21 protein-coding genes and 4 tRNA genes are annotated in these 22460 nt (G+C 70.3%); 2 read left to right on the top strand and 23 right to left on the bottom strand.

The window, feature by feature from the left end; all coding sequences use genetic code 11:
* Window positions 1-78: 78 nt before the first annotated feature.
* The 6 genes from rplJ to D456_RS0109490 form a co-directional block, all read right to left on the bottom strand.
* On the bottom strand, window positions 79-609 hold the full coding sequence (rplJ, locus tag D456_RS0109515; RefSeq protein ID WP_017575943.1) for a 50S ribosomal protein L10: 531 nt from the start codon (window positions 607-609) through the stop codon (window positions 79-81).
* 557 nt (window positions 610-1166) lie between these two features.
* Window positions 1167-1844, bottom strand: coding sequence for a 50S ribosomal protein L1 (gene rplA / locus D456_RS0109510; RefSeq protein WP_017575942.1), 678 nt, complete (start codon window positions 1842-1844; stop codon window positions 1167-1169).
* 119 nt (window positions 1845-1963) lie between these two features.
* On the bottom strand, window positions 1964-2392 hold the full coding sequence (gene rplK, locus D456_RS0109505) for a 50S ribosomal protein L11 (RefSeq protein WP_017575941.1): 429 nt from the start codon (window positions 2390-2392) through the stop codon (window positions 1964-1966).
* 269 nt (window positions 2393-2661) lie between these two features.
* A complete protein-coding gene (gene nusG / locus D456_RS0109500; RefSeq protein WP_017575940.1) occupies window positions 2662-3474 on the bottom strand; it encodes a transcription termination/antitermination protein NusG in 813 nt (270 codons plus the stop codon).
* 154 nt (window positions 3475-3628) lie between these two features.
* Window positions 3629-3880, bottom strand: coding sequence for a preprotein translocase subunit SecE (gene secE / locus D456_RS0109495; protein ID WP_017575939.1), 252 nt, complete (start codon window positions 3878-3880; stop codon window positions 3629-3631).
* A 93-nt stretch (window positions 3881-3973) separates the two neighbouring features.
* Window positions 3974-4046: transfer RNA gene (locus tag D456_RS0109490), tRNA-Trp, on the bottom strand.
* A gap of 221 nt (window positions 4047-4267) precedes the next feature.
* Here D456_RS0109490 and D456_RS0109485 point away from each other — a divergent pair.
* Both D456_RS0109485 and D456_RS0109480 read left to right on the top strand, forming a co-directional pair.
* The gene (locus D456_RS0109485; RefSeq protein ID WP_017575938.1) at window positions 4268-5476 is read left to right on the top strand and encodes a pyridoxal phosphate-dependent aminotransferase; all 1209 of its coding nucleotides are present in this window, start codon (window positions 4268-4270) and stop codon (window positions 5474-5476) included.
* Window positions 5477-5589: 113 nt separating this feature from the next.
* Window positions 5590-6627, top strand: a complete 1038-nt coding sequence (locus tag D456_RS0109480; RefSeq protein ID WP_026115725.1) for an adenosine deaminase — start codon at window positions 5590-5592, stop codon at window positions 6625-6627.
* Window positions 6628-6671: 44 nt separating this feature from the next.
* Here D456_RS0109480 and D456_RS0109475 read toward each other — a convergent pair whose 3' ends face one another.
* The 17 genes from D456_RS0109475 to D456_RS0109395 all read right to left on the bottom strand — a co-directional run bounded on the left by D456_RS0109475 (window position 6672) and on the right by D456_RS0109395 (window position 22325).
* A complete protein-coding gene (locus D456_RS0109475; RefSeq protein ID WP_026115724.1) occupies window positions 6672-7265 on the bottom strand; it encodes a TMEM165/GDT1 family protein in 594 nt (197 codons plus the stop codon).
* A gap of 328 nt (window positions 7266-7593) precedes the next feature.
* Entirely contained in the window at window positions 7594-8682 is a 1089-nt protein-coding gene (locus tag D456_RS0109470) for a UDP-N-acetylmuramate dehydrogenase (protein ID WP_017575935.1), read from the bottom strand.
* Window positions 8683-8705: 23 nt separating this feature from the next.
* Window positions 8706-9134 (bottom strand): MaoC family dehydratase, encoded by a 429-nt coding sequence (locus D456_RS0109465; protein ID WP_017575934.1) that lies wholly within the window; start codon window positions 9132-9134, stop codon window positions 8706-8708.
* 44 nt (window positions 9135-9178) lie between these two features.
* Complete coding sequence (locus D456_RS0109460) at window positions 9179-9622, bottom strand: MaoC family dehydratase N-terminal domain-containing protein (protein WP_017575933.1); 444 nt, start codon at window positions 9620-9622, stop codon at window positions 9179-9181.
* A gap of 148 nt (window positions 9623-9770) precedes the next feature.
* A complete protein-coding gene (gene rpmG, locus D456_RS0109455; RefSeq protein WP_026115723.1) occupies window positions 9771-9935 on the bottom strand; it encodes a 50S ribosomal protein L33 in 165 nt (54 codons plus the stop codon).
* Window positions 9936-10039: 104 nt separating this feature from the next.
* Window positions 10040-10115 (bottom strand) — tRNA-Met (locus D456_RS0109450).
* A 100-nt stretch (window positions 10116-10215) separates the two neighbouring features.
* Window positions 10216-10291, bottom strand: a tRNA-Thr gene (locus D456_RS0109445).
* 245 nt (window positions 10292-10536) lie between these two features.
* Window positions 10537-12630 (bottom strand): ATP-binding protein, encoded by a 2094-nt coding sequence (locus D456_RS0109440; RefSeq protein ID WP_017575931.1) that lies wholly within the window; start codon window positions 12628-12630, stop codon window positions 10537-10539.
* A gap of 186 nt (window positions 12631-12816) precedes the next feature.
* A complete protein-coding gene (locus tag D456_RS0109435; RefSeq protein WP_017575930.1) occupies window positions 12817-17349 on the bottom strand; it encodes a TIGR02680 family protein in 4533 nt (1510 codons plus the stop codon).
* The gene (locus D456_RS0109430) at window positions 17343-18569 is read right to left on the bottom strand and encodes a TIGR02678 family protein (protein WP_230479960.1); all 1227 of its coding nucleotides are present in this window, start codon (window positions 18567-18569) and stop codon (window positions 17343-17345) included. The genes D456_RS0109435 and D456_RS0109430 overlap by 7 nt, the downstream gene beginning before the upstream one ends.
* 5 nt (window positions 18570-18574) lie before the next feature.
* Window positions 18575-19492 (bottom strand): DUF2397 family protein, encoded by a 918-nt coding sequence (locus tag D456_RS0109425; protein ID WP_017575928.1) that lies wholly within the window; start codon window positions 19490-19492, stop codon window positions 18575-18577.
* A 168-nt stretch (window positions 19493-19660) separates the two neighbouring features.
* Complete coding sequence (locus D456_RS0109420) at window positions 19661-20224, bottom strand: hypothetical protein (protein WP_017575927.1); 564 nt, start codon at window positions 20222-20224, stop codon at window positions 19661-19663.
* A 149-nt stretch (window positions 20225-20373) separates the two neighbouring features.
* Entirely contained in the window at window positions 20374-20619 is a 246-nt protein-coding gene (locus D456_RS0109415; RefSeq protein ID WP_017575926.1) for a hypothetical protein, read from the bottom strand.
* A 10-nt stretch (window positions 20620-20629) separates the two neighbouring features.
* Window positions 20630-20893 carry a hypothetical protein gene (locus D456_RS0109410; protein ID WP_017575925.1) on the bottom strand — a complete coding sequence of 88 codons (264 nt, stop codon included), beginning with the start codon at window positions 20891-20893 and terminating at the stop codon, window positions 20630-20632.
* A gap of 272 nt (window positions 20894-21165) precedes the next feature.
* On the bottom strand, window positions 21166-21426 hold the full coding sequence (locus D456_RS0109405) for a hypothetical protein (protein ID WP_017575924.1): 261 nt from the start codon (window positions 21424-21426) through the stop codon (window positions 21166-21168).
* Between the two features lie 51 nt (window positions 21427-21477).
* The gene (locus D456_RS0109400; protein WP_017575923.1) at window positions 21478-21723 is read right to left on the bottom strand and encodes a hypothetical protein; all 246 of its coding nucleotides are present in this window, start codon (window positions 21721-21723) and stop codon (window positions 21478-21480) included.
* A gap of 520 nt (window positions 21724-22243) precedes the next feature.
* Window positions 22244-22325, bottom strand: a tRNA-Tyr gene (locus D456_RS0109395).
* Window positions 22326-22460: the final 135 nt, after the last annotated feature.

The raw sequence follows: 22460 nt of genomic DNA, 5'->3' as shown, positions 1-22460 counted from the left end.
TCTCTACAGGACACGCGCGCCGATCAGACGCCGCGTGCGAGCCTTCGGCGGGCGGCGGCCCGCCGTGGTTCAGGGGTTCTAGGCGGCTTCCTCGGAGCTCTTCTTCTCCTCGAGGGCCTTCGCGAGACGCGCGGCCTTGAGGGGGAGAGCCTGGAAGACGGCGGCGGCCTGGCCCTGCTTGGACTTGAGGGCACCGGCCATCTTCGAGAGAAGCACCTCGCGGGACTCCAGTTCGGCCAGCTTGGTGATCTGGTCGGCGTTCATCGTCTTGCCGTCGATGATGCCGCCCTTGATCACCAGGGCGGAGTTCTGCTTCGAGAAGTCACGCAGGCCCTTGGCCGCCTCGACCACGTCACCGTGGACGAAGGCGATCGCGGAGGGACCCTCGAGGAGGTCGGAGACCTCTTCGTCGATCTCTGCGTCCTTGACCGCGATCTTGGTCAGGGTGTTCTTCACGATGCGGAATCGCGCAGTCTGGCCGAGGCCACGGCGGAGCTCGTTGAGCGCCGCCACGGAGAGCCCCCGGTATTCGGTCAGCACGGCACCGTTGGACTCACGGAACTCGTCCGCGAGCTCGGCGACCGCGGCTGCCTTGTCCGGCCTCGCCATGGGACTCCTTCCAACATTGTCGTCACCCCGCCCGACGGCGGGGATGCTCCCCGCCCCGAAGGGCGGACGTTTCCGCTCCCGGTCGGCGGACCTTGCGGTCGTCCGACCCTGAGGGGCGTTCGGGCCACGGGCCCCGGATCCCGGTGGACCACCGGTACCGGCCGACGACAACACCGGCTGTCTCCCACGGACTCGTCGCGATCGGCGTCAGCACGAGAAAAGCCCCGAGCGCCAGGCGCACGGGGCACGACCACGTCCTCAGGGGCACATATCGGTACCCGGGACGGGAAAGCTCTGAGTGACACCTGCGCGGGCGCCCATCGTGGACGGGTCCTTAGGTCACCCTTGCGGGCGACGACCAGCGGTCTTCGGCAGTTTCCCACCTTACCCCACGCTCCGGGGTACATCGAACGGCGATCGGCAGCGGCCGGGCCGGCCGCTGCACACCCCACGCCGTCGGCGGGGCCCGCCCACGAGAGCGGGCCCCGACCTCCTCCGAACGGAAGAGGTCGGGGCCCGCGGTGTCTACGGCCTCAGGGCCGCAAATCCCGGGAAGCTCAGACTTCGAGCGGGATGGAGGGGCCCATGGTCGTGGTCATGGCGCCCTTCTTGATGTAGCGGCCCTTGGCGGCGGACGGCTTGATCCGGGTCACCTCGTCCAGGGCGGCCTGGTAGTTCTCCACCAGCTTGGCGTCCTCGAAGGAGCCCTTGCCGATGATGAAGTGCAGGTTCCCGTGGCGGTCGACGCGGAACTCGATCTTGCCGCCCTTGATGTCGCTGACGGCCTTGGTCACGTCGGTGGTGACGGTGCCGGTCTTCGGGTTCGGCATCAGGCCACGGGGACCGAGCACGCGGCCCAGGCGGCCGACCTTGCCCATGAGGTCCGGGGTGGCCACAACGGCGTCGAAGTCCAGGAAACCGTTCTGGATCTCCTGCACGAGGTCGTCGTCACCGACGTAGTCGGCGCCAGCGGCGCGAGCCTGCTCGGCACGCTCACCGGTCGCGAAGACCAGGACCCGAGCGGTCTTACCGGTGCCGTGCGGCAGGTTCACGGTGCCACGGACCATCTGGTCGGCCTTGCGCGGGTCGACACCCAGACGCAGGGCGACCTCGACGGTCGGGTCGAACTTGACCTTGGCGGTGTCCTTGGCCAGCTTCACTGCCTCGGCGGGGCTGTAGAGCTGGTCACGGTCCACCAGCTCACTGGCTTTGCGGTGGTTCTTGCTGCGCTTCACGCTTGTCTCCTCTGCGGACGTGTGGTCACTGGGCCAGCGCCTGGCCCTGCCACGGTCGGTCACGGACGCCGCGCGTCCGCTCACCCCGGCGCAGTACACCGGAGCCACCCGAGGGGGTGTTACTTGATCACGATGCCCATGGAACGGGCAGTGCCCTCGACGATCTTGCTGGCGACGTCGATGTCGTCGGTGTTGAGGTCGGGCAGCTTGGTCTGCGCGATCTCACGCACCTGGTCGGCGCTGATCGTGGCGGCGGTGGTACGCCCGGGGTCGGTCGCGGCCTTGTCGACGCCCGCGGCCTTGAGGATCATCTTCGGCGCCGGCGGCGTCTTCGTGACGAAGCTGAAGGAGCGGTCCTCGTAGATGGAGATCTCTACGGGGATGACGTTCCCGCGCTGAGCTTCCGTCGCAGCGTTGTACTGCTTGCAGAAGTCCATGATGTTGACGCCGTGCGGACCGAGAGCGGTACCGACGGGCGGAGCCGGAGTGGCCTGACCGGCGGGGAGCTGCACCTTGACGAGTGCTGCCAGTTTCTTCTTCGGAGGCATATCGGGTCCTTTGCCTGATGTGCGGTGTGTATCGGTCCCGTCCCCTCGACGGCACCGGGGGCGGCGACGGAGGCCGCGGGGTGCCGCGCGCCGAACGGGTCGTGATCCCGGACACGGGGTCGCGGGGCGCGGTCCGCCGGGACCGGACGGACCGGGGCCGTGCACCGCGGTGCGGGCACGAGCCGGTGGGCCCATCCGAGGATGGACCCACCCAGTCTATGCCGCCCGGTGAGTGGCCCGGGCCGGGCTCCGGCGAGGGCCGGAAGGGATCAGATCTTGGAGACCTGGTTGAACGACAGCTCGACCGGGGTCTCACGGCCGAAGATCGACACCAGGACCTTGAGCTTCTGGGTGTCGGCGTTGATCTCGCTGACCGTGGCGGGCAGGGTCGCGAACGGCCCTTCCATGACGGTGACGGACTCGCCGACCTCGTAGGCCACGTCGGTACGGGCCTCGCCGCCACCGCCGGCAGCGGCCGCGGTACCACCGGCCTGCTGCTCCTGCTCCGGCTCCTCCTCGGGCTCGGGGGCCAGGAGTTTGGCGACCTCGGTCATGCTGAGCGGCGCGGGCTTGTTGGACAGGCCGACGAAGCCGGTCACGCCCGGGGTGTTGCGGATGGCCGACCAGGACTCGTCGGTCAGGTCCATGCGGACGAGGACGTAACCGGGCAGGACCTTCTCGGTGACCTGCTGACGCTTACCGCTCTTGACCTCGGTGACCTCGTGCTCGGGCACCTCGACCTGGAAGATGAACTCCTCCATGTTGAGGGACTGGGTGCGGCTCTCGACATTGGTCTTGACCCGCTTCTCGTAGCCCGCGTAGGTGTGCACGACATACCAGTCGCCCGGGAGAAGGACGAGCTCGTTCTTGAACTCCTCGACGGGGTCGAGGCGCGGGAGTTCGGGCTCCTCGTCGGCCTCGGTCTCGCTGTCCTCGGCGGCACCGCTCAGTTCCGGGCTGTCGGCCTCGGTCGACTCGACCGCGTCCTCCGTCTGCTCGCCCGCCTGGCCGGTCGCTTCCGCCGACGACTGATCCGGCTCCTCTTCGGGGAGGTCGTCAGAGGTCAGTGGGGACTCGGACACGGCTGCTCTTTCTCTCGTCGGATCACTCTGCGGGGGCGACGCACGCCGAGCGCGCCTCGAACCCAGTCCTGACAGCTTAAGGTCTCCGCGAGCAGGAAGGGACCAGTACGCTCACGTGAGACGGGGGGAGGATCGCCGGAGAGAGGGGGTCCGGTCAGGCGGAAGGGGTGCCGAAGGTTCCGTAGAGCCACGTGACGGCCTCGCCGAAGGCGAAGTCCAGCACGGAGACGTATGCCAGCACGATCACCACGAAGACCAGGACGACGATGGTGTAGGTGACCAGTTCCCGGCGCGTGGGCCAGCGGACCTTGCGGAGCTCGCCGGCGACCTGCTTGGTGAAGGTCACCGGACCGGTGCGACGCGGCCGCTCATTGTTGGGCTTGGCGTCGGCGTCAGTCTGAGTCACCTGAGGGTCCTTAGGGTCGCTGGCCGCTGAAATCCCGGTGAGCTCCCGGTGGCCGGGGGCGCCGGAGGCGCCACCCGACCGCGCGAGCATTTGCAGGGCAGGAGGGACTCGAACCCCCAACCGCCGGTTTTGGAGACCGGTGCTCTGCCGATTGAGCCACTGCCCTTGGGAAGGAAACCGATCCTCACCATAGCCGCTCCGGACCACGGCCGCACACCGTTACATGTGCCACACCGTCAGGACCGTCCGACAGGAAAGAGTGTATGCCCTCGGCCCCCGTGTGGCCAAACCGCCTGCGCTCACCGTTCGGCAGCGGAGCATTCCGGCCCCGGTCACCGGCCCTTCCCTCCCGCTCGGGCCCTCCCGGCACATGACAAACTGGAGGGCATGACTGAACGACCGCGCATCTCCGCACGTATCAGCGCCATCTCCGAATCGGCGACCCTGGCCGTGGACGCCAAGGCCAAGGCCATGAAGGCCGAGGGCCGCCCCGTGATCGGCTTCGGTGCCGGGGAGCCGGACTTCCCGACCCCCGACTACATCGTCGAGGCCGCTGTCGAGGCTGCCCGTCAGCCGAAGAACCACCGCTACTCCCCGGCCGGCGGCCAGCCCGAGCTCAAGAAGGCCATCGCCGAGAAGACCCGCCGCGACTCCGGGTACGAGGTCGAGCCCTCGCAGGTCCTGGTCACCAACGGCGGGAAGCAGGCCATCTACGAGGCCTTCGCCGCGATCCTGGACCCGGGCGACGAGGTCATCGTCGTGGCCCCGTACTGGACCACCTACCCCGAGTCGATCAAGCTCGCGGGCGGCACCCCCGTCTTCGTCACCACCGACGAGAGCACCGGGTACCTGGCCTCCGTCGACCAGCTCGAGGAGGCCCGCACCGACCGGACCAAGGTCCTGGTCTTCGTCTCCCCCAACAACCCCACCGGCGCGGTCTACCCGCGCGACCAGGTGCGCGCCATCGGCGAGTGGGCCGACCGGCACGGCCTGTGGGTGCTCACCGACGAGATCTACGAGCACCTGGTCTACGGGGACACCGAGTTCAGTTCGCTGCCCGTCGAGGTCCCGCAGATCGCGGACCGCACCCTCGTCGTGAACGGTGTCGCGAAGACCTACGCGATGACCGGCTGGCGTGTGGGCTGGATCATCGGCCCCGAGGACGTCATCAAGGCCGCGAGCAACCTGCAGTCGCACGCCACGTCCAACGTCGCCAACGTCTCCCAGGCCGCCGCGATCGCCGCCGTGGGCGGGGACCTGGCCGCCGTCGAGAAGATGCGTGGGTCCTTCGACCGCCGTCGGCGCACGATCGTGCGCATGCTCAACGAGATCGACGGTGTGGTCTGCCCCGAGCCGCAGGGTGCATTCTACGCCTACCCGTCGGTCAAGGGTGTTCTGGGCAGGACGGTCCGGGGCCGTACCCCGCAGACCTCCACCGAGCTGGCCGAACTCATCCTGGAGGAGGCCGAGGTCGCGGTCGTCCCGGGTGAGGCCTTCGGCACCCCCGGCTACCTGCGCCTGTCCTACGCCTTGAGTGACGAGGACCTCACCGAAGGCGTGGGCCGGATCCAGAAGCTGCTGGCCGAGGCACGGTAACCCCGGTCACAGGCACGGCCCCAGCGGCACCGAGGAACGCGTCCCGGACTCTCCCGGGGCGCGTTCCTCGTTTTCGGTCCCTTCCGGCCCTTCACATACGGCAGGCTTGGTGCATGGAGACACCGACCACCGCCCGCCGATTGGAGCGGTTGCCCAAAGCACATCTGCACCTGCACTTCACCGGCTCGATGCGCCACGAGACGCTGGTCGAGCTCGCCGACAAGAACGGCGTGCACCTACCGCACTCGCTGGCCAAGGAGTGGCCGCCGAAACTGCGCGCCACCGACGAGCGGGGTTGGTTCCGGTTCCAGCGCCTGTACGACATCGCCCGTTCGGTGCTGCGTACCCCCGATGACCTGTACCGCCTGCTTCGCGAGGCCGCCGAGGACGAGCGTGCCGCGGGATCGGGGTGGTTGGAGATCCAGGTCGACCCGGGCGGCTACTCGTCCTTGTTCGACGGCCTGACCTCCACCCTGGAGCTGATGCTGGACGCGGCCGCGGCCGCCCAGCGCGACACGGGCGTGCACATCGGCCTCATGGTGGCCGCCAACCGCACCAAGCACCCTCTGGACGCCAAGGCCCTGGCCCGACTGGCCCGCCAGTACGCGGGCCGGGGTGTGGTCTCCTTCGGCCTCAACAACGACGAACGCCGGGGGCGGGCCCGCGAGTTCGAGGGCGCCTTCCGTATCGCCAAGCGCGCCGGCCTCCTCTCCGCTCCGCACGGCGGGGAGCTCGGTGGCCCGCGCAGTGTGCGCGAGTGCCTGGACGAGCTCGGGGCCGACCGTGTGGGACACGGGGTACGTGCTGTGGAGGACCCCTACCTGCTGGAGCGCATCGCCACCCGGGGCATCACCCTCGAGGTGTGCCCGACCTCCAACGTGGGCCTCGGCGTGATCGACGAGATCGACCGCCTGCCGTTGCGTCGCCTCTACGAGGCGGGCGCACCGATCGCCCTGGGCACGGACGACCCCCTGCTGTTCGGACCGCGTCTGGTCGAGCAGTACGAGATCGCCCGCTCGGTCTTCGGTTTCGGCGACGCGGAGCTGGCCGAGCTCGCGCGGATGTCGATCCGTGGGGCGGGGGCGCCGGAGGACCTGAAGAAGGAACTCTTGGCGGGGGTGGACACCTGGCTCGCCTCCGATCCGGGGTGAGTCCCCCGCTCGGGGCCGGGCAGCCACCTCCGGTCCCTCAGGGATCAGCCCAGAAGGGCAAGGGCCCCTCGGGTGAGCATGGCCGCGCCGGCGATGAAGAAGAGGGCGGAGGCACCGATACGGATCGCCTTCTCGGGGAGTTTCTTGCCGAGGAGGGCGCCGAGGGCGATGGCGACGGCGTCGGCCGCGACCATGCCGGCGGTGGAGCCGATCCACACCGGGAACCAGTGGTGCTGGGTCCCGACGGTGATCGTGGCCAACATGGTCTTGTCACCGAGCTCGGCGACGAAGAAGACCAGGGCGACGGTCATGAAACCGGAGCGGATACGGCGTGAGGCGGCGCGTTCCTCGTCCTTGTCGGTCATCTCGTCGCCGCGCAGGGTCCAGGCCCCGAAGAACAGGAACGCCAGGCCCGCTGCGAGGGTGAGCCAGTCCGTGGGGACGGCTGCTCCGAGGACCTCGGCGATGAAGACACTCCCCAGGTGCACCACCGCGGTCGCGGCGGTGATGCCGAGCACGACGGTGAGTACCCGGTAACGCGTCGCGAGGGACATCGCCACCAATTGTGTCTTGTCGCCCATTTCTGCGAAGAAAATAGCGAGCGCACTCACGGCGAGCCCGGCCGAGAATCCTGTCATTCTTCACCTCGATCGACCTGGAACGGGGCGAGCAAAGGCGCGGAGGCGCCTCTCCGACCCGGACTTCTCCTCTGCCCTGGGCCGAAGGTCTCGCCCGCCCCGGCTCCAACGGCCAAGGGCTCGTGCGACCGGGCACGGTGGGCCGGTATGTCGATCGCACGCATCGGGGACTACTCCCCTTCGGTGAGTACGACGTTACGACAAAAGCAAGAAAAAAGGCAATTCATGGCCCTGTCGAATTCACCCGACAAGACCCTCGAATAAAAAAGTTCGCCGCACCCAACTCGATAATTGGGTACGGCGGTAAAAGAATGTGGCCGGAACAGCCCTACAGGGCCACGCCCACCATGACGGGTTCATTGACCAGGCGGACCCCGAAGACCGTCTCGACCCCGGCCCGCACCTCACGGGCCAGGGCGAGCAGGTCCTCCGTGGAGGCCCCGCCGGGGTTGGTCAGCGCCAGTGTGTGTTTACCGGAGATACGGGCCGGACCTTCGCCGTACCCCTTGGCGAACCCGGCCTTGTCGATCAGCCACGCGGCGGAGAGCTTGACCCCGCCGCGACCGTCGGGGTGGCCGGGCACCGGCACGTCGGGGCCCAGGCGCTCGGCGGTGCGCTCGCGCACCGCGGCGAAGGTCTCCTCGGACACGATCGGGTTGGTGAAGAACGACCCGGCGCTGCGGGTGTCGGGGTCGCTCTCCTCCACCACCATGCCCTTGCCCCGGCGCAGGCCCAGGACGGTCCTCCGAGCGTGCTCCAGCGGCACCCGCTCGCCCGCGTCGACGCCCAACGTTCGGGCGACCTCGGCGTAGGCGACGGGACGGCTGAGGTCGGAGCGGTGCAGCTCGAAGAGGACTTCGCACACCACATAGCGGGACCGGCCCTTGAAGACGCTGTCGCGGTAGGTGAAACCGCACTCGCCGTTGGTCATGGTGCGCAGCTCGCCGGTCTCCCGGTCGTGGACCAGCACCTCGCGCACGGTCTGGCTGACCTCCTGGCCGTAGGCGCCCACGTTCTGGATCGGGGTGGAGCCGACCCGGCCGGGGATCCCGCTGAGGAACTCCAGTCCGCTGAGGCCCTCGCCGACCACACGCTCGACCAACGGGTCCCACTCCACGCCTGCCTGAGCACGCAGGAACACCACGGCCTCACCGGTGTCCGGGTCGGTGCCGGCCTCCTCGAAGGAGACATCCCGGGTGTCGGTGTGCACCACGGTGCCGGGGAAACCGGAGTCGGCCACGACGAGGTTGCTGCCCCCGCCCAGGAGCAGGACGGGCTCACCGGCCTCGTCGGCCCCGCGCACGGCGGCCACGAGCTCATCGGTCGTGGTGGCCCGCACGAAGGTCTTGGCGGGCCCTCCCAGGCCGAGTGTGGTGTAGTCGGCCAGTACGGGCCGGTCGTCGGAGAACGTGGACACCTCAACCACCTCTGTCGGATCCGTCAGGACGCGAGCCGCACCAGGGCCTTGGACTGCACCAGCACCTTCGCACCGCCGGAGCGGGCACTGAGCAGCACGCCGACGGTCCCGTCGTCGTTCTTGGACTTGACCTTGCCTCCCACGGTGATCTCGGTGCCCTCGTCGTCGTCGGGAACCGTCACCGGGGCGGAGAAACGCACGGAGTAGTCGAGGACACAGCCCGGGTCCCCGGTCCAGTCGGTCAGCACCCGCGCGGCCTCGGCCATGGTGAACATGCCGTGCGCGATCACGTCGGGCAGCCCGACGGACTTGGCGAAGCGCTCGTTCCAGTGGATGGGGTTGAAGTCGCCCGAGGCGCCCGCGTAGCGGACGAGGTCCAGACGCCGGACCGTGAAGGTCTGTTCGGGAATCTCGGTGCCGACCTCGACGTCGGCGTGGCGCAACCTGCTCACGCTGGTGTTCCTCACGTATCGCTGGGGACTGGGGTGCGGCCTGCTCATGCTCCGCGAACGACCAGCATCATCGTGGCGGTGACCACGTGCTCGCCACCCGCGTCCGCGGCCTCGGTCTCCAGGGTCAGCAGATCGTTGCCGCCCAGGGTCTTGATCCCGGTGATACGAGTGACGCTGGAGAGTACGTCCCCGGCCAGGAGCGGGCGCGAGTACTGGAAACGCTGGTCGCCGTGGACCACACGGGAGAAATCCACACCCAGGTCGGGGTCGGCCACGGCCTGCGCCGAACCGGCCATGCCGAGGATCACCGGAAAGGTCGGCGGCGCCACCACGTCGGCATACCCCAGGGTGCGTGCCGACTCGCGGTCGACGTAGGCGGGGTTGGGATCGTTGATCGCCTCGGCGAACTCGCGGATCTTGCCCCGGGTGACCTCGTAGACCTCAGGGGCAGGGTACTCCCGGCCGAGGTGGTCAGGGTTGATCGCCACGGTCTCCCTCTTCTGGGTTGGGGCCGATGAGTGCCCGACACACGAAAAACCCGGTGAGCCGACAGCTCACCGGGTTGGAAGTCCAAGCGGAGTCCGTTGTCCCGGACGCCGTCTCCCGTCCGCGCTCCACGCGCGGCACACGCACGACCTAGCGGGTCTCGCGGTGCTCGTTGTGTGTACGGCAGTACGAGCAGAACTTCTTGATCGAGAGCCGGTCGGGGGTGTTCCGACGGTTCTTGCGCGTGATGTAGTTACGGTTCTTGCACTCCTGGCAGGCCAGGGTGATCTTCGGCCTCACGTCTGTGGCAGCCACTTCGGAGTGCCTTTCTCGCTGGAAACATTACTGACACGCAGCAGAACACTGCTGTACACCCGCGAAGACCCCTGGCGCATTACCGTTCCCAGGGGTCGGCGGGTTGGTAGCGGGGGCCGGACTTGAACCGACGACACAGCGATTATGAGCCGCTTGCTCTACCGACTGAGCTACCCCGCCCCGATCTGACGGGGACCGGACCCTGCTTTCGGGTCTTCCCCGGACCGGCCGACGGCTCGCGCCGACCACCCACCTGAGTGGATCGGACCGCTTCAAGTGGTGGAGCCCCTTTACGGAATCGAACCGTAGACCTTCTCCTTACCATGGAGACGCTCTGCCGACTGAGCTAAAGGGGCGCGCTGTGCGGGGCTTCCTCTCGTCCGCCCCGAGGGCGTTGCCCCCGTGCGCTGATTAGAACTATACAGGCCTCAGGGGGTGCTCTGCCAAATCGGAGGCCGCCACCCCTCCCCCGACCATGCCCCGGGGCCACCCCAGAACGGGCGTCATAGCTGGTCAGCGGCGGTTTTCGCCGCTTTCCCGACCTCTGTGCGGGCACGAGAAAAACCTGGAATGTGACCTGGAGCTCCCCGGGTCGCAGCCCTCAGCGCCCTTCGTCGAGCCACACGTTGGACATCGCGTCGCGGTTGATCGTGCGGATCGAGGCGGGCAGCCCCAACCGCCGCATCGCGTCCGGCAACCGGGTGTCGTGGGTGAAGACGATCAGCTGGCGGTACCGGCCCGCCTCCGCCAGGACCGAGGCCAGTCCCTCGACCGTCTCGGTGTCCATCGCCTGCACGGGGTCGTCCAGGACGAGGAACCCGAACGGGTTGCCTTCTACCAGGGCGCGGGGCAGGCAGATCGACAGCGCCAGAGCCTGGAACTCACCCTGGCTCAACAGGCCGGGTGCGCTCGTCTGGTCATCGGCACCGTCCACTGCCACGTCCACCTCGACCCTGCGTCGGACCCCACGGCCGGTGAGACGCATGCCCTGCAGGTCGATGTGGCGTTCCTGGCGCAGGCGGTACCAGACCTGCTCGGCCTGGGCCGCGACCGGCCCGAGGCGCTCGGACCGCAGTTCACGCCCGCGCTCGGCCAACCAGTCGAGGGCCTCCTCGGCCGGGGCCAGGGTCTCGCTCGCCCTGATCGCCTCCTGGGCCTCGTCGAGCCACTCGGAGAGGCGCCCCGCGAGGTCGGCCCACCCCCCTGTGGGGTCCTCCAGGCGTTCACCCGCGTCTCGGCGCGCACTGATGGCGGCGGTGCGCAGTTGCTTGCCGACCGTCTCGATGTGTTCGGCCAGCTCGCCGAGGTCGGTGATCGTGTTGCCCGATTCCCACAGCGCCCACACCTGGCCCAGTTCACTGTCGTGCGGCAACCAGGTCGGCATCGGGGAGAGCAGGAACCGGGCCTGGTCGCGGGCCGCCTCGGCACGTCCGTACGCGGCCTCGGCGGTGGCGGCCTGGGGGCGCAGGGCCCGCACCTGGGCCTTGGCCCGGCGCACCCAGTCCGGCCCGAGGGCCCCGGAGGCCGAGCAGGTGGGACAGGTCGTCTCGGAAGGGTGGCGCTGGTGGTGTTCCAGGGCCTGCTCGAGCAGGCTGACGACGCCGTGTGCGTGGTCGCCCTTGGTCCCGGCCGCCATCGCCAGTTCCATCGAGGCCCCGCGCAGTTCGTTGACCACGTCGGCGATGACGACCCGCTCGGGCACGCTCAGCCGGCGCAGCCGGCGCAGAACCGTGTGCTGAGCGGGGTCGGCCGGACCGTCGTCGGCGGCGATGCGGCGCAGTTCACCGAAGTCCAGGTGCTGAGCGGTGAGCAGGGACACGGCCCGGGCGGCCCGGGGATCGTCGGAAGCGCGCAGGGCCTCCAGGAGCAACCGGAGCTCGCGGGAAGGACGGTCCCGGCGTTTGGCGAGCCCGTCACACACCCGGGCCAGGCGACGTTCGGCCTCGGCCAGGTCGGTCAGGCCCAGGAGCGCGGTGAGGGTGTCGTAGAGCTCCGCGGAGCGGCCGGTGACGGTACGGCCCAGCTCGTCGTAGGAGAGGAAGGGGCGGTAGCGGACCAGGTCCTCGCCCCAGTCGAGCGTGCGCAGGTGCGAGACCTCACCGTCGGGCCGCACGACCTCCCCGCGTGCCGAACGGACACTCTCGCCGACCCAGCGGCGGGTGATGCGGGTCGGGGCCTGGTCGCCGGCGAAGTGGATGTCGACGCTGGCCTCGGTGCGCTCGTCGTAGTGCAGGTTGCGCCATCCGTCGCGCCACCCGGTGGGCATCGCGTCCCAACGGGGGTTGCGCCCGGTCAGGGCCGCCTCGGCCGCTTCGGCGAAGCTGGACTTGCCCGAACCGTTGCGTCCGACGATGACGTGGAGGCCGGGCCCGGTGGGGAAGGTGAGTTCGGCGGGACGGCCGATACCGCGGAACCCCTGTACACGGATCCCGGTCAGCTGTGAGTGCGGGGCCCTGCCCGGGCGGCCCTGGTACGCCGCACCCGGTTCGGGCATCTCACGCCCGTCCAGGACCGCGGACACGGCCTCGTCGCCCCACAGTGCCGCACGGACCCAGTCCCGTGTCTGCCGGTTCAACCGCGACCGCTCCAGCACCGCCAGAAGCACCTCCGCGGTGGGGTCGTCGACCGGCGGAGGTCCATGGCCGTCCTGTCCGTGCCGCTCGAACGTCTCGTGGCTTCGAGCCACCTTCGCCACCCGCCTCACTGATCGCTTCGCACCGGGGTCAGGGTGCGCCCGGCGGGCACTCGACCAGTTGCGTGAGGATCCGTCGGTGCGACGGACGGTGCCCACCGGACACAGCCTAGAACAGCCGTGGCCGACGGGTACGGCATGCCCGGGCACTCGTCCCTCCGAACGGCCGGCACACCCCGCTGCCGTCGGTCAGACACCGACCAGACGCCGTCGGCTCCCGTCCCAGGTGAAGTGGAGCGTGGCGATCCCCGGCACGTTCGGGTCACGCAGGCACTCGTAGATGTTGAGGCTGGGAACGCTCGGGAAACAACCCCAGACCCGTTCGGAGGTGAGTACGAAGTCGAGGTCGAGCTCGACCAACAGTCCGAGCAGGCGCCCGTGCGTGGGTTCGTCGACCTTGGCGAAGGCGTCGTCGAGCAGGATCAGTCTCGGCGCCCACGGCGCGCGGGCGGCGAGTGCGTCGAAGTGGGCGGCGGCCGCGGCGAACAGCACCAGGTAGGCCACGACCCGCTGTTCGCCCTGGCTCAGCGCCGTGCGGTGTCCCAGACGCCGCTCGTCACCGTTGCCGTCGGTGACGTGGACGGTGAAGGCGAACCAGGATCGGTAGTCCAGGGCCGCACGGAGCTGGGCACCGCCGGTGGCGGTCGGGTCGAGGCGGCGGATCGCCTCGATGCACCGGCGCAGGGCGTCGCGCAGACGGGTGGTCTGCACGCGGGTGCGTTCCTCCGGCGGTGTGGCCAGCAGAGGCACGACCGCCTCGATGTCGGCGCCCGCGTCGGGTGCCAGGCGCCAGTCGAGGCGCACCCCGAGGCCCGCGGAGGTCGTCACGTCCTTGAGCACGTCGTTCATGGTGTCGATGAGTGCGCGGGCCTCGTCGATCTGGCGGGACAGGTGCCCGGCCAGCTCCCCGAGCAGGTGGCGTTCGAAGGCCTCCTCCTCGGCGATGGCGACGGTCTCCTCCGAACGTGTGAAGGCGGCGGAGAGCCTTTCGGCGTAGGCGGTGACGTCGTGGTCGCCGTCCTCGTCGTGCACGGTGATGCGCTTGAGGCCGCGGGGTTCGGTGAGCTCGGTACGTGAATGGGCCCACGCGGCGGAGGTGAGGCGCTCGTGCAGCTCCTCACGGCTGCTGAGTACGGAACTGTCGTCGACCTCCGGTGCTTCCTCCTGCGCGGCCAGGTCCTCCTCCAGCAGGGCGGTGAGGGCCTCCAGCAGTTCCAGGCGAGTTTCCGGGGCTGTGGCGGTGTCCTGGCCGTCCTCGTCCTCGGCACGGGGCCGCAGGTAAGCGGGGAGCGGGGAGTCCTCGGCGGCGAGGCGGTCGAGCCCTGCGGCGCCCAGCAGAACGGCGTCGGGGACCTCTGTCCGGCCCTCGCCCTCGGTGGCCAGGGAGGCGGCGAGCTCGTCGCCGGCGGCCAGGGCGCGGCCGATCTGTTCGTTGAGCTCGCGTCCGGCGATGTCCAGGCGGGCCTCGGCCTCGACACGGGAGTCGCGGGCGCGTTGGGCGGCGCGTTCCAGTTCCGGCAGGCGGCGTTCGGCCTCGTCGGCGCGGCCCTGCACCTGGGAACGGGCGGCATCGAGCTGTTCGCCGGCGACCGAGCGGGCCCGGTCCCCGAGTTCGATCTGGCGACGCACGGTGATCATGTCGTCGATGGCGTTGCCGCGGACGTCCTCGGCGGCCACCCGGGCGTCGCGGGTACGGCGCCAGGCGGCGACGTGGCGGTCGTGCCCGGCCAGGTCGCGGGCGAGCACGTCCAGGGAGCGCAGGGCCGAGGTGAGCAGTACGCGCAGGTGGTCGAGGGCGCGCAGGGTGCTGTCGAGTTCGGTACGGCCCGTGGGCAGGGTGTGTTCGGCGGCGGCCGTGCGCAGGCGTTCGCGGGTGTCGAGGAGTTCGGCCCGGGCCTCCTCCTCGGCCCGGCGCGCGGCTTCGTGGTTGCCACGGGCGGTCGCGACGTCGGCACGGGCGAGGTGGAGGGTGGTCCAAGCGCGTACGAGTTCGCTGGAGTCGGGCAGGTCCCGGGAGACCCGGAGGAGCTCGGCGTAGGACTGCTCGACCGCCCAGCGGCGTTCCCCTGCCTCGGAGAGCAGGGCCTCGGCGATGGCCATACGGCGGTCGGTGTTGGCGCGGACCCGGTCGCGGCCGCGTTTGCGGGCGGCCTCACCGATGTATTCGGGATCACTCTTGAAGTGGGCCCCACCGAGCACGCCCAGACGCCAGGAGCCCGTCAGGGAGACGGAGCTGACGGTTGCCACGGATTCGTCGCGGCGGTGCTTGGCCTCGTTGTCCTCCGTACTCTGGCCGACCGAGTGCAGGGACACCGACGCGAGCAGGGAACGGACGGTCTCGGTGCTGACGCCCTGGCCGGGTGAGGACACCGGTACGAGTACGTCGAGGAGGGTGCGTCCCTTGGCCTGGCGGGCCGGGCTGAGGACGAGGTCGCGGGTGGAGGGGTCGTAGAGGTGGCCGTCAGCACGCAGCCATGCGGTGAGCAGCCCGCTGGCTTCCAGGGCGGCCTCGAGTCCGGCCTGTTCCCGGGTGCTGAGCCCGTCGGCGAAATCCACGGCCAGGTGGAAGGGCAGGCCCTCGCCCTCGGGACGGGGCGCGGTGGACCAGCCCGGGCGCGGCGGCGTGGGGTCGTTCTCGCCGTCGCGGCGGTCGGTGAGCTCGGCGAGTTCGTCGGACAGGCGGCCCTCCTCGCCGACGGCGACGTCGCGGCGCGAGCGCAGTTCCTCCAGGAGGGGGTCGACGGTGTCGTGTGCCAGGCGCGCGACGGTCCCGGGGACCTCGGGCTCCAGGACCCGCAGTGTGTCGGACAGCGGCAGTTCGACGGAGGCCTCCAGTTCGTGGATGGCCTCCCCCAGGGCGTGGGCGTGGCTGTGGTCGCGCAGGCGTGCGGTCCAGGCACGGACCCCGTCCGCGTAGGCGGCGCTCTCCTCGCGCAGGGCCTCGACGGCCGTCTGTTCGCGCGTGTGGGCGTGCTCGAGGACGGCTTCGGCGCTCTCGGCCTCGCTGGTCAGGGCCAGGACCCGGCGGTCGGTGGCGGCCTCCTCGGAGATGAGGGCCGTGAGCCGGTCGGCCTGTTCGGCTCGGCGGGCCGCGGCCGACACGGCACCGGTGAGGTGGTCGTGCAGGAGCCCCAGGCGTTCGCGCAGGACCTCGGTGTCGAGCCCTTCCACCGGTGCGCGTTCGACGGCCTGTTCCAGGCCCTGGAGGTCGGCGCGGGTGCTGCTCTCGCGGGGGGCGAGGGAGGTCGTGGCGGTTTCGGGGACCCGGCCCAGCGCGTCGGGGGACAGGCCCGCGGCGCCGGTGGCCCGTACGGCCTCGGCGTGGGTGCGGTTCAGTGTCTCCAGGGCCCGTCCGACGTTGCCCGCGTCCTCCACGAGGCGGTCCACGGAATGGCGTTCGGTGGTCTCCGCGTGCTCGGCCGCGACCGAGGCGGCCTCGGCGGCCCGGATGTAGGCGTTGACGGCGGCGTCGTAGGCGCGGCGTTGCTCGCCCGTTGCGGCTTCTCCCCCGCCGGCGCCGACCAGGGTGGCGTCGTCGGCGCGTGCGGTGTCGCGGGTGCGGCGGGCCTGGTCGCGTTCCTCGGCGACCTGGCCCTCGGCGGTGACGAGCCCGTCGAGTTCGCTGCGCAGGCGCTCGGTCTCCTCGGTACGGCGGGCACAGGCCTCCAGCTGCTCCCGTACCCCGGCCGCCCGCTCCCGCAGGACGGTGACGAGGTAGCCGTGGTAGTCGCCGAGGAAGGCTTCCACGGCATCACGGGTCTCGGTGAGCGCCGCCTTCTCCTCACGGGCCTGTTCGAGGTCGGCGATGTTGCGGGCGACCTCGTCCAGGACGGTCTCGTCCATGGGCGGCAGGGCCTCGGAGAGCACACCGACGAGTTCGCCGGCCTCGAGGCGGTCACCGATGGTGGGGCGGCGCAGCCGGTAGAGCAGGTGGATGAGGTTGCGGTAGCGGACGGGGTCGTCGATACCGAACAGGTCGCGCATGACCCGGTTGCGGTAGGGGACGGCGCCGGTGAAGCAGTTGTCGGCGCCCAGTTCCGACCGGAGGCGGTCCACGGGTTTGGGTCGGCCGTCCACGACCAGGTCGAGGTCGTGGCCGACACGACGGTCGGTGACGAAGAACACGCAGCGGGGGTCGGCCTCGCCCACGGCGGTGACGGCCGCGCCGAGCGTCAGGTGAGCGGGTGGGGCGCCCTCGCGGCCGGGTTCGCCCGGGCCGGAGGTGTGGGGTTCTGTGTTCTCGGCTCCGTCCAGGCCCCGGTCGCCGCGTTCGGTCGTGAACTCCACCCACAGGTATCCCAGGCGGCTGGGCGGTCCGTTCTCCTGGCCGGTACCCTCGGGGGCCTCCTCGTTCCCGGTCCCTTCGTCGGCGGATCCTTCGGAGCCGCCGAGCAGGTCGGGACCGCCGTCGGTGTCCACGGGACCGCGGGCGCGGGGGTCGTCGGCCATGAGCCAACGCAGACTGGTGCGGTTGGTGCCGGTGGTGTCCAGGCGCCGAGGGTCGCCGTCCAGCAGGAACGGCAGCAGCATCTCCAGCGCCTTGGACTTGCCGGCTCCGTTGCGGCCGCGCAGGAGCAGCCGCCCTTCGGCGAAGTCCAGGACGTGGTCGTCGTACTGCCAGACGTTGCGGATGCCCGCTCGTTCGAGGCGGTAACGCGGGGTTCCGCGGGCTGGTTCAGCCGGAGACGCCGTAGGGGCCTCGTTGGTCTCCTGGGTCACCACTGGTCGCGCTCACCTTCTTGTTCGCCACCGTCTTCGTCATTGTCCGGGATCGGAGGGACCCGCGTGCCCGCCTCGGCTCCGTACCGGGCGGCCGCCGCGGCAAGATGCCGTTCTCCCGGGCCGCCGCGCAGGAGTCCCCACCGGTTCAGCAGGTCGGTCACGAGGGCGGGCATGCGTACGGGGTCGGGGATCTCGGGGCCGGCGGTGCGTTCCCACTCGGCCCGTTCCGGGGCGTCGGCCCCGGTCAGTGCTTCCAGAGCGGCCCGTAGCTCCTCGTCGGGGACGGGCACGGAGGTGGCCGGGTGTCCGGGGGCCAGACGTCCGGACAGGTGGTTCAGGAGGGCGAGCGCGACACGGCCGACCGGGTCCTGCGAGGGGAACCCGTGACCGTCCACGGCCTCCTCCGGCATGACCAGGGCCACACCTTCGGCGCGGATCTCGGTGTCGCAGCCGAAGAGGTTGCGCAGGGCCGAGGCGGCGCGCCACTGGTGGGCGACCAACCGTTCGCGCTGCCGGTCGGGCAGGTTCTCCCGCAGCACCACGGCCTCCTCCGCAAGCATGCGACGCAGCGCGGTCTCTCCCGCCTGGTCCCCCTCGGGGTCGCTCCCGTCGGCCTCGGCCAGGAAGGACTCGGGTGTCTGTCCGGGGCGCGGGAGGTGCGCGGCCACGGATCGGGCCGCTTGGGTGTGCGGGCGCAGGACCACCTCGGCGGAGGGGTCGGCCACGTGGTCGGCGACGGTGCCGGAGAGTTCGGTCAGCACGCCGAGCCCCACCAGGTGGCGCAGGGCTGCCCCGAAGGCCCGGCGTTCCCCCGCGCCGCGACCGGGGTCGGCGTCCACACCGGCCTCCCGGGCGGCCTCGTGCACTGCGGCGGCGAGTTCTTGGACGGTGCCGTCCTCGACGGTCCCGACAAGGACGGCCAGGGCCAGTGCCAGATGTGTGTGGGTGCGGGGCGTGAAACGGGTCCCGCTCTCGCGCCGGACCGGTTCGGGGGCGAGCGCACCGGTTCCGCGTTTGTACAGGCGGGCGTGGTCGTCGGTGATGGTGAGCCGGTATCCGAGCACCCGTTGGAAACGCTGGATCAGCCACTCGGCGTGGGTGCGCACGAGCGCGAGGTCGGCCGGGTGGGTGGCCACGGTGAGCAGGGGGCGGAGCATCAGGGCGCGCGCGGCGGCCTGGCGTTCTCCGATGAGGGCGGAGTCCTCACCGTATGCGTCCATGGTGGTCACCCCCGTTCCTGGCGGTGGTCTCGGTGCGCCGGGATGTCGATCGCACCGGTTGTCTCGATGTCCGGTTCCGGTCCGGGGAGGCTACCGGTGGTCGGGGCTTCCTCGTCAGCGGCGGTGGGGTCCTCCTGGTCCGGTCCGTTGCCGGTGGCGGGGGCGTGTCCCTCCTCGGGGCCGGTCTCCTCCCCGGCTCCGGGCTCCTCGGGGCCGGAGACCCCGGGTTCCTCCTCGGGGCGGGTCTCCTGGCCCGCGGCCCCGGTCGCTTCGGAGGGGCCGGGGTCGACCTGTTCGTAGGGTGTCACGCACAGGCCCAGGTCCTGAAGGGTGAGGTCGCCGCCCTCCCCGGAGACCGTCACCGATGCCCCGGCGGAAGGCAGCACGTGCAGGCGCAGCCCGAACTCGAGGTCTCCGGCGGAGGTGGGGCGCCCGTCGGCGTCCCCCACGGCCAGGGCAGCGGTCAGTAGTTCGGTCAGGACCTCCATGCCGGCCCCGGTGAGTTCCAGCTGCGCGTCCTCGCCCGTGGGCTCGGTCAGCAGCGAGCGGATCTGCTCGGCCCCGTCGCGGCGCCAGTGCGCGGAGGACTCGGCCGCGTCGCGCAGGCGCGCCTGCTGGGCGCGGTGGTCACGGACCGGTTCCGGGCGGCGGTTCCCAGGGCGTTCCACGACCGTGCTGTGGTCCGGGGCGGCCTGCCACCAGCTCGTGGTGGCCGCGACCGTCCCGTCCACACGCCCGTGCAGGTGACGGGCCGGGTCGAGTGTGTAGACGGCCGAGGCCAGCGCGTCCGCGCGATCGGGGCCGGCCTCCTCGAACCAGGCGGCCAGGCGCAGCAGCGCGGCACGGCCGTGCCGGGGCGCCGGCGTGCCGCCGGGGCCCGTTCCGTCGTCGTCGAGGCTGTCCGTCCACTGGTTGATGTCCACCTTCAGCAGACTAGAGACCCCGCGCGGTCACCACGCCCGTTTCAGCCGTTCCCGCCCCAGGGAAAACGGCCCGGACACCACCGCTGAACAGGGGTTCCATATTTTTTGGAAGTTTGACGGTTTCCCCGCCCGGGCGAACGAGTCCAAGGTCACGTCCGGGCGCCGGGGTCAGTCGCCGCCGTTCTCGTCCTCAGGGCTGCTCTCCTCGTCGGGGGTCCTGGAGCTGTCGTCGGGGGCCTCCGTGCCGCCGCTCTCCCGCGGAAGGGTCAGACGGCCCTCGTCCGCGGCCTCCATCCCCTGACGGACGTCCTCGGGCATGTCCCCCGCGTCGGTGACCTCGTAGGTGGAGAAGTAGGACACCCCGTCCACCTCGACCGGGTCGCCCAGCTCCACGTCGACCTGGTAGGGGTCCTCGTCACAGTCCAGGTTCAGGCACCAGCTCCCGGCCATGTTGCCGCTGCCCCGGGCGATCTCGTCCGACCACTCGTCCCAGGACATATCGGAAAAGCTCGTGAACTGGGTCGCCACGTAGACCTCGGGGCTCTCGTCGCGGTAGCCCTGCTCGTCCTGGTAGCGGTTGAAGACGTAGGTGCCGTCCTCGGTCTCCTTCTCCGTGGGGCTGGGGGCCGGTCCTTCCCCCGGCTGCCACCCTTCGGGGTCGACCTCGTCCGTGCAAGAGCTCAGGCACAGGGCCAGGGCCATCAGCAGTACCGGAGCTGTCGTGCGCTTCATCGCCGCCTCCCTCGCGTGGTTGCGCCCATCATCCCCAGCGGCAGAGCGAAGGCCCCCCGGCACACGCCGGAGGGCCTTCCGAGTGGCCCCGAGGGCCACACCGGAGCCGTGGCCCCGGATGGGTGAGGGCGATGCCCCTGGATCAGCTCCTACTGGGCATTGGTGCTGACCGGGCCGTTCACGCAGTCACCCGTTGTCTGCGGCGAGAGGACCGGCACGTTCGCGCCGACCAGGCCCACCGCCAGCTCGGTGTTGCAGAGCTGGACCGGAACGAGCTGCACGTTCTGGTTGAACTGCTGGTCACCACCGTGCGACGCAGAGGCGGGGGTGGCGGCCAGCATCGCCCCGAGGGCGACACCGGCGATCGCACCGGCCGCCGTGATCTTGCGCAACATACGGGGGCTCCTAGTCGATGTTGGTGCTCACGGGGCCGTTGGTGCAGTCGCCGGTGCTGTCGGGCGACAGGATCGGGGCGTTGACCCCGGCCAGCAGACCCACGGCCAGGTCGGTGTTGCAGAGCTGGACCGGGACGGCCTGCAGGTTCTGGTTGTACTGCTGGTCCCCGCCGTGCGACTCGTGGCCGTGGCCGGCGGACGCGGGGGTGGCGGCGAGCATGGCGCCGAGGGCGACACCGGCGATGGCACCGGCGGCAGTGATCTTGCGCAGCATGGCGATCTCTCCTGATCGAGTGTGTGGAGGATCCGTGGTCCTGCGGCACGACGGCCGGGACCCGCGGATTCCCGGGAAGGTTGTTCGAGACTCTGGTCGGCGCGTCCGGGGAGGTGGTCCGCCTCCCCGGTTCCGGGCCGGGCACGGGTGCGCCGTGCCCGGACGCGGACGGCGTCGACGAGTGCGGGAGCGACTGCCGGTTCCGTTCCGGGGACGGGTGTACCGGCGGGTGGAGCGGCCGCGCTCGGTCGGGCGCGGGCCGGACCCGGCTCCTACTCGATGTTGGTGCTCACGGGGCCGTTGGTGCAGTCGCCGGTGCTGTCGGGCGACAGGATCGGCACGTTCACGGCGACCAGGCCGACAGCAGCGTCGAGGTTGCAGGACTGGACCGGCACGGCCTGCAGGTTCTGGTTGTACTGCTGGTCCCCGCCGTGCGACTCGTGGCCGTGGCCGGCGGACGCGGGAGTTGCGGTGAGGACGGCGCCGAGAGCGGCGCCAGCGATGAGACCGGCAACGCCGAACTTACGAAGCATTTGATGACCTTTCAAAACTTTGTGTCGAGTTCTCTTGGCTGATTGCCGGAACTAGCTGATGTTGGTACCGACGGGGCCGTTCACGCAGTCGCCGGTGGTCTGCGGCGACAGGACGGGCACGGTCACGGCGACCAGACCGACGCTGGCGTCCAGGTTGCAGGACTGGACGGGCACGAGCTGCAGGTTCTGGTTGAACTGCTGGTCACCTCCGTGCGAGGCGTGAGCCGGGGCTCCCATGAGGAGCGCGCCCAACGCGGCACCGGCGACCAGGCCGGCAGCGGCCGTCTTCTTGATCATGATTCCCCCGATATTGGGAACGCGTTGACAGAAAAAGACTCAGGCGCTCTGCACCTGTGTCGCGGTGGACTGCAGCAATCATTGAACGGCCTCCGATTTTTGTCAAAGCCAAAACCCCGGAGAAACTTTGCGAGTTTCGTCTGCACTGCCTCTTTTGCGCGAATGACAAATACATTCATCAACCCTCAATCGCCGCGTCCGCTCCATAGGCCGCAGATCCGGACATCGGACCGCACGCCCGCCCACAACGACGGCGCCCCGTTACCTGCGCGAAACCAGCATGTGTTGGTACCGCTACCGTCCGTATCCCTTCGCGGCCGAGCGGACTCGGACCGAGTGCGACCTTGTGACGACTCGGCGGGAGAGCGGGGACGGGCGGGGCACGGCGTGCGCACGGGGAGAGGCCGTGGAACGCCCGTGGAAAGGAAGGGGGCCGGGGAGCCCTCACGCTCGACCCGGAAAACGACGAAGGCCCCGGTGACCAGTGTTGCTACTGGTCACCGGGGCCTTCTCCCCAGTGTGGCGGGTCAAGGATTCGAACCTTGGAAGGCAAAGCCGACGGATTTACAGTCCGCTCCCATTGGCCACTCGGGCAACCCGCCTGGGTGGCTGCGACGTGGTGTCCGTCGCTGCGCATGAATAACCATAACGGATGATCGGCCTGAGGGTGAAATCGGAAGCCGCAGGCGCGTCCACGGCCGGTGCTGCGGACGGGTCCGCGCCGGTCACGGCTAAGC

Origin of the sequence: Nocardiopsis kunsanensis DSM 44524 (assembly GCF_000340965.1) — a bacterium.
Taxonomy (GTDB): Bacteria; Actinomycetota; Actinomycetes; order Streptosporangiales; family Streptosporangiaceae; genus Nocardiopsis; species Nocardiopsis kunsanensis.
This window is presented reverse-complemented; position numbering and strand designations above follow the sequence as displayed.

Excerpts from the sequence above, each read along its gene's own strand:
- rplJ (WP_017575943.1), bottom strand. The coding sequence starts at position 609 with ATGGCGAGGCCGGACAAGGCAGCCGCGGTCGCCGAGCTCGCGGACGAG.
- rplK (WP_017575941.1), bottom strand. The coding sequence starts at position 2,392 with ATGCCTCCGAAGAAGAAACTGGCAGCACTCGTCAAGGTGCAGCTCCCC.
- D456_RS0109485 (WP_017575938.1), top strand. The coding sequence starts at position 4,268 with ATGACTGAACGACCGCGCATCTCCGCACGTATCAGCGCCATCTCCGAA.
- D456_RS0109480 (WP_026115725.1), top strand. The coding sequence starts at position 5,590 with ATGGAGACACCGACCACCGCCCGCCGATTGGAGCGGTTGCCCAAAGCA.
- D456_RS0109475 (WP_026115724.1), bottom strand. The coding sequence starts at position 7,265 with ATGACAGGATTCTCGGCCGGGCTCGCCGTGAGTGCGCTCGCTATTTTC.
- D456_RS0109430 (WP_230479960.1), bottom strand. The coding sequence starts at position 18,569 with ATGGACGCATACGGTGAGGACTCCGCCCTCATCGGAGAACGCCAGGCC.
- D456_RS0109420 (WP_017575927.1), bottom strand. The coding sequence starts at position 20,224 with ATGAAGCGCACGACAGCTCCGGTACTGCTGATGGCCCTGGCCCTGTGC.
- D456_RS0109415 (WP_017575926.1), bottom strand. The coding sequence starts at position 20,619 with ATGTTGCGCAAGATCACGGCGGCCGGTGCGATCGCCGGTGTCGCCCTC.
- D456_RS0109410 (WP_017575925.1), bottom strand. The coding sequence starts at position 20,893 with ATGCTGCGCAAGATCACTGCCGCCGGTGCCATCGCCGGTGTCGCCCTC.
- D456_RS0109405 (WP_017575924.1), bottom strand. The coding sequence starts at position 21,426 with ATGCTTCGTAAGTTCGGCGTTGCCGGTCTCATCGCTGGCGCCGCTCTC.
- D456_RS0109400 (WP_017575923.1), bottom strand. The coding sequence starts at position 21,723 with ATGATCAAGAAGACGGCCGCTGCCGGCCTGGTCGCCGGTGCCGCGTTG.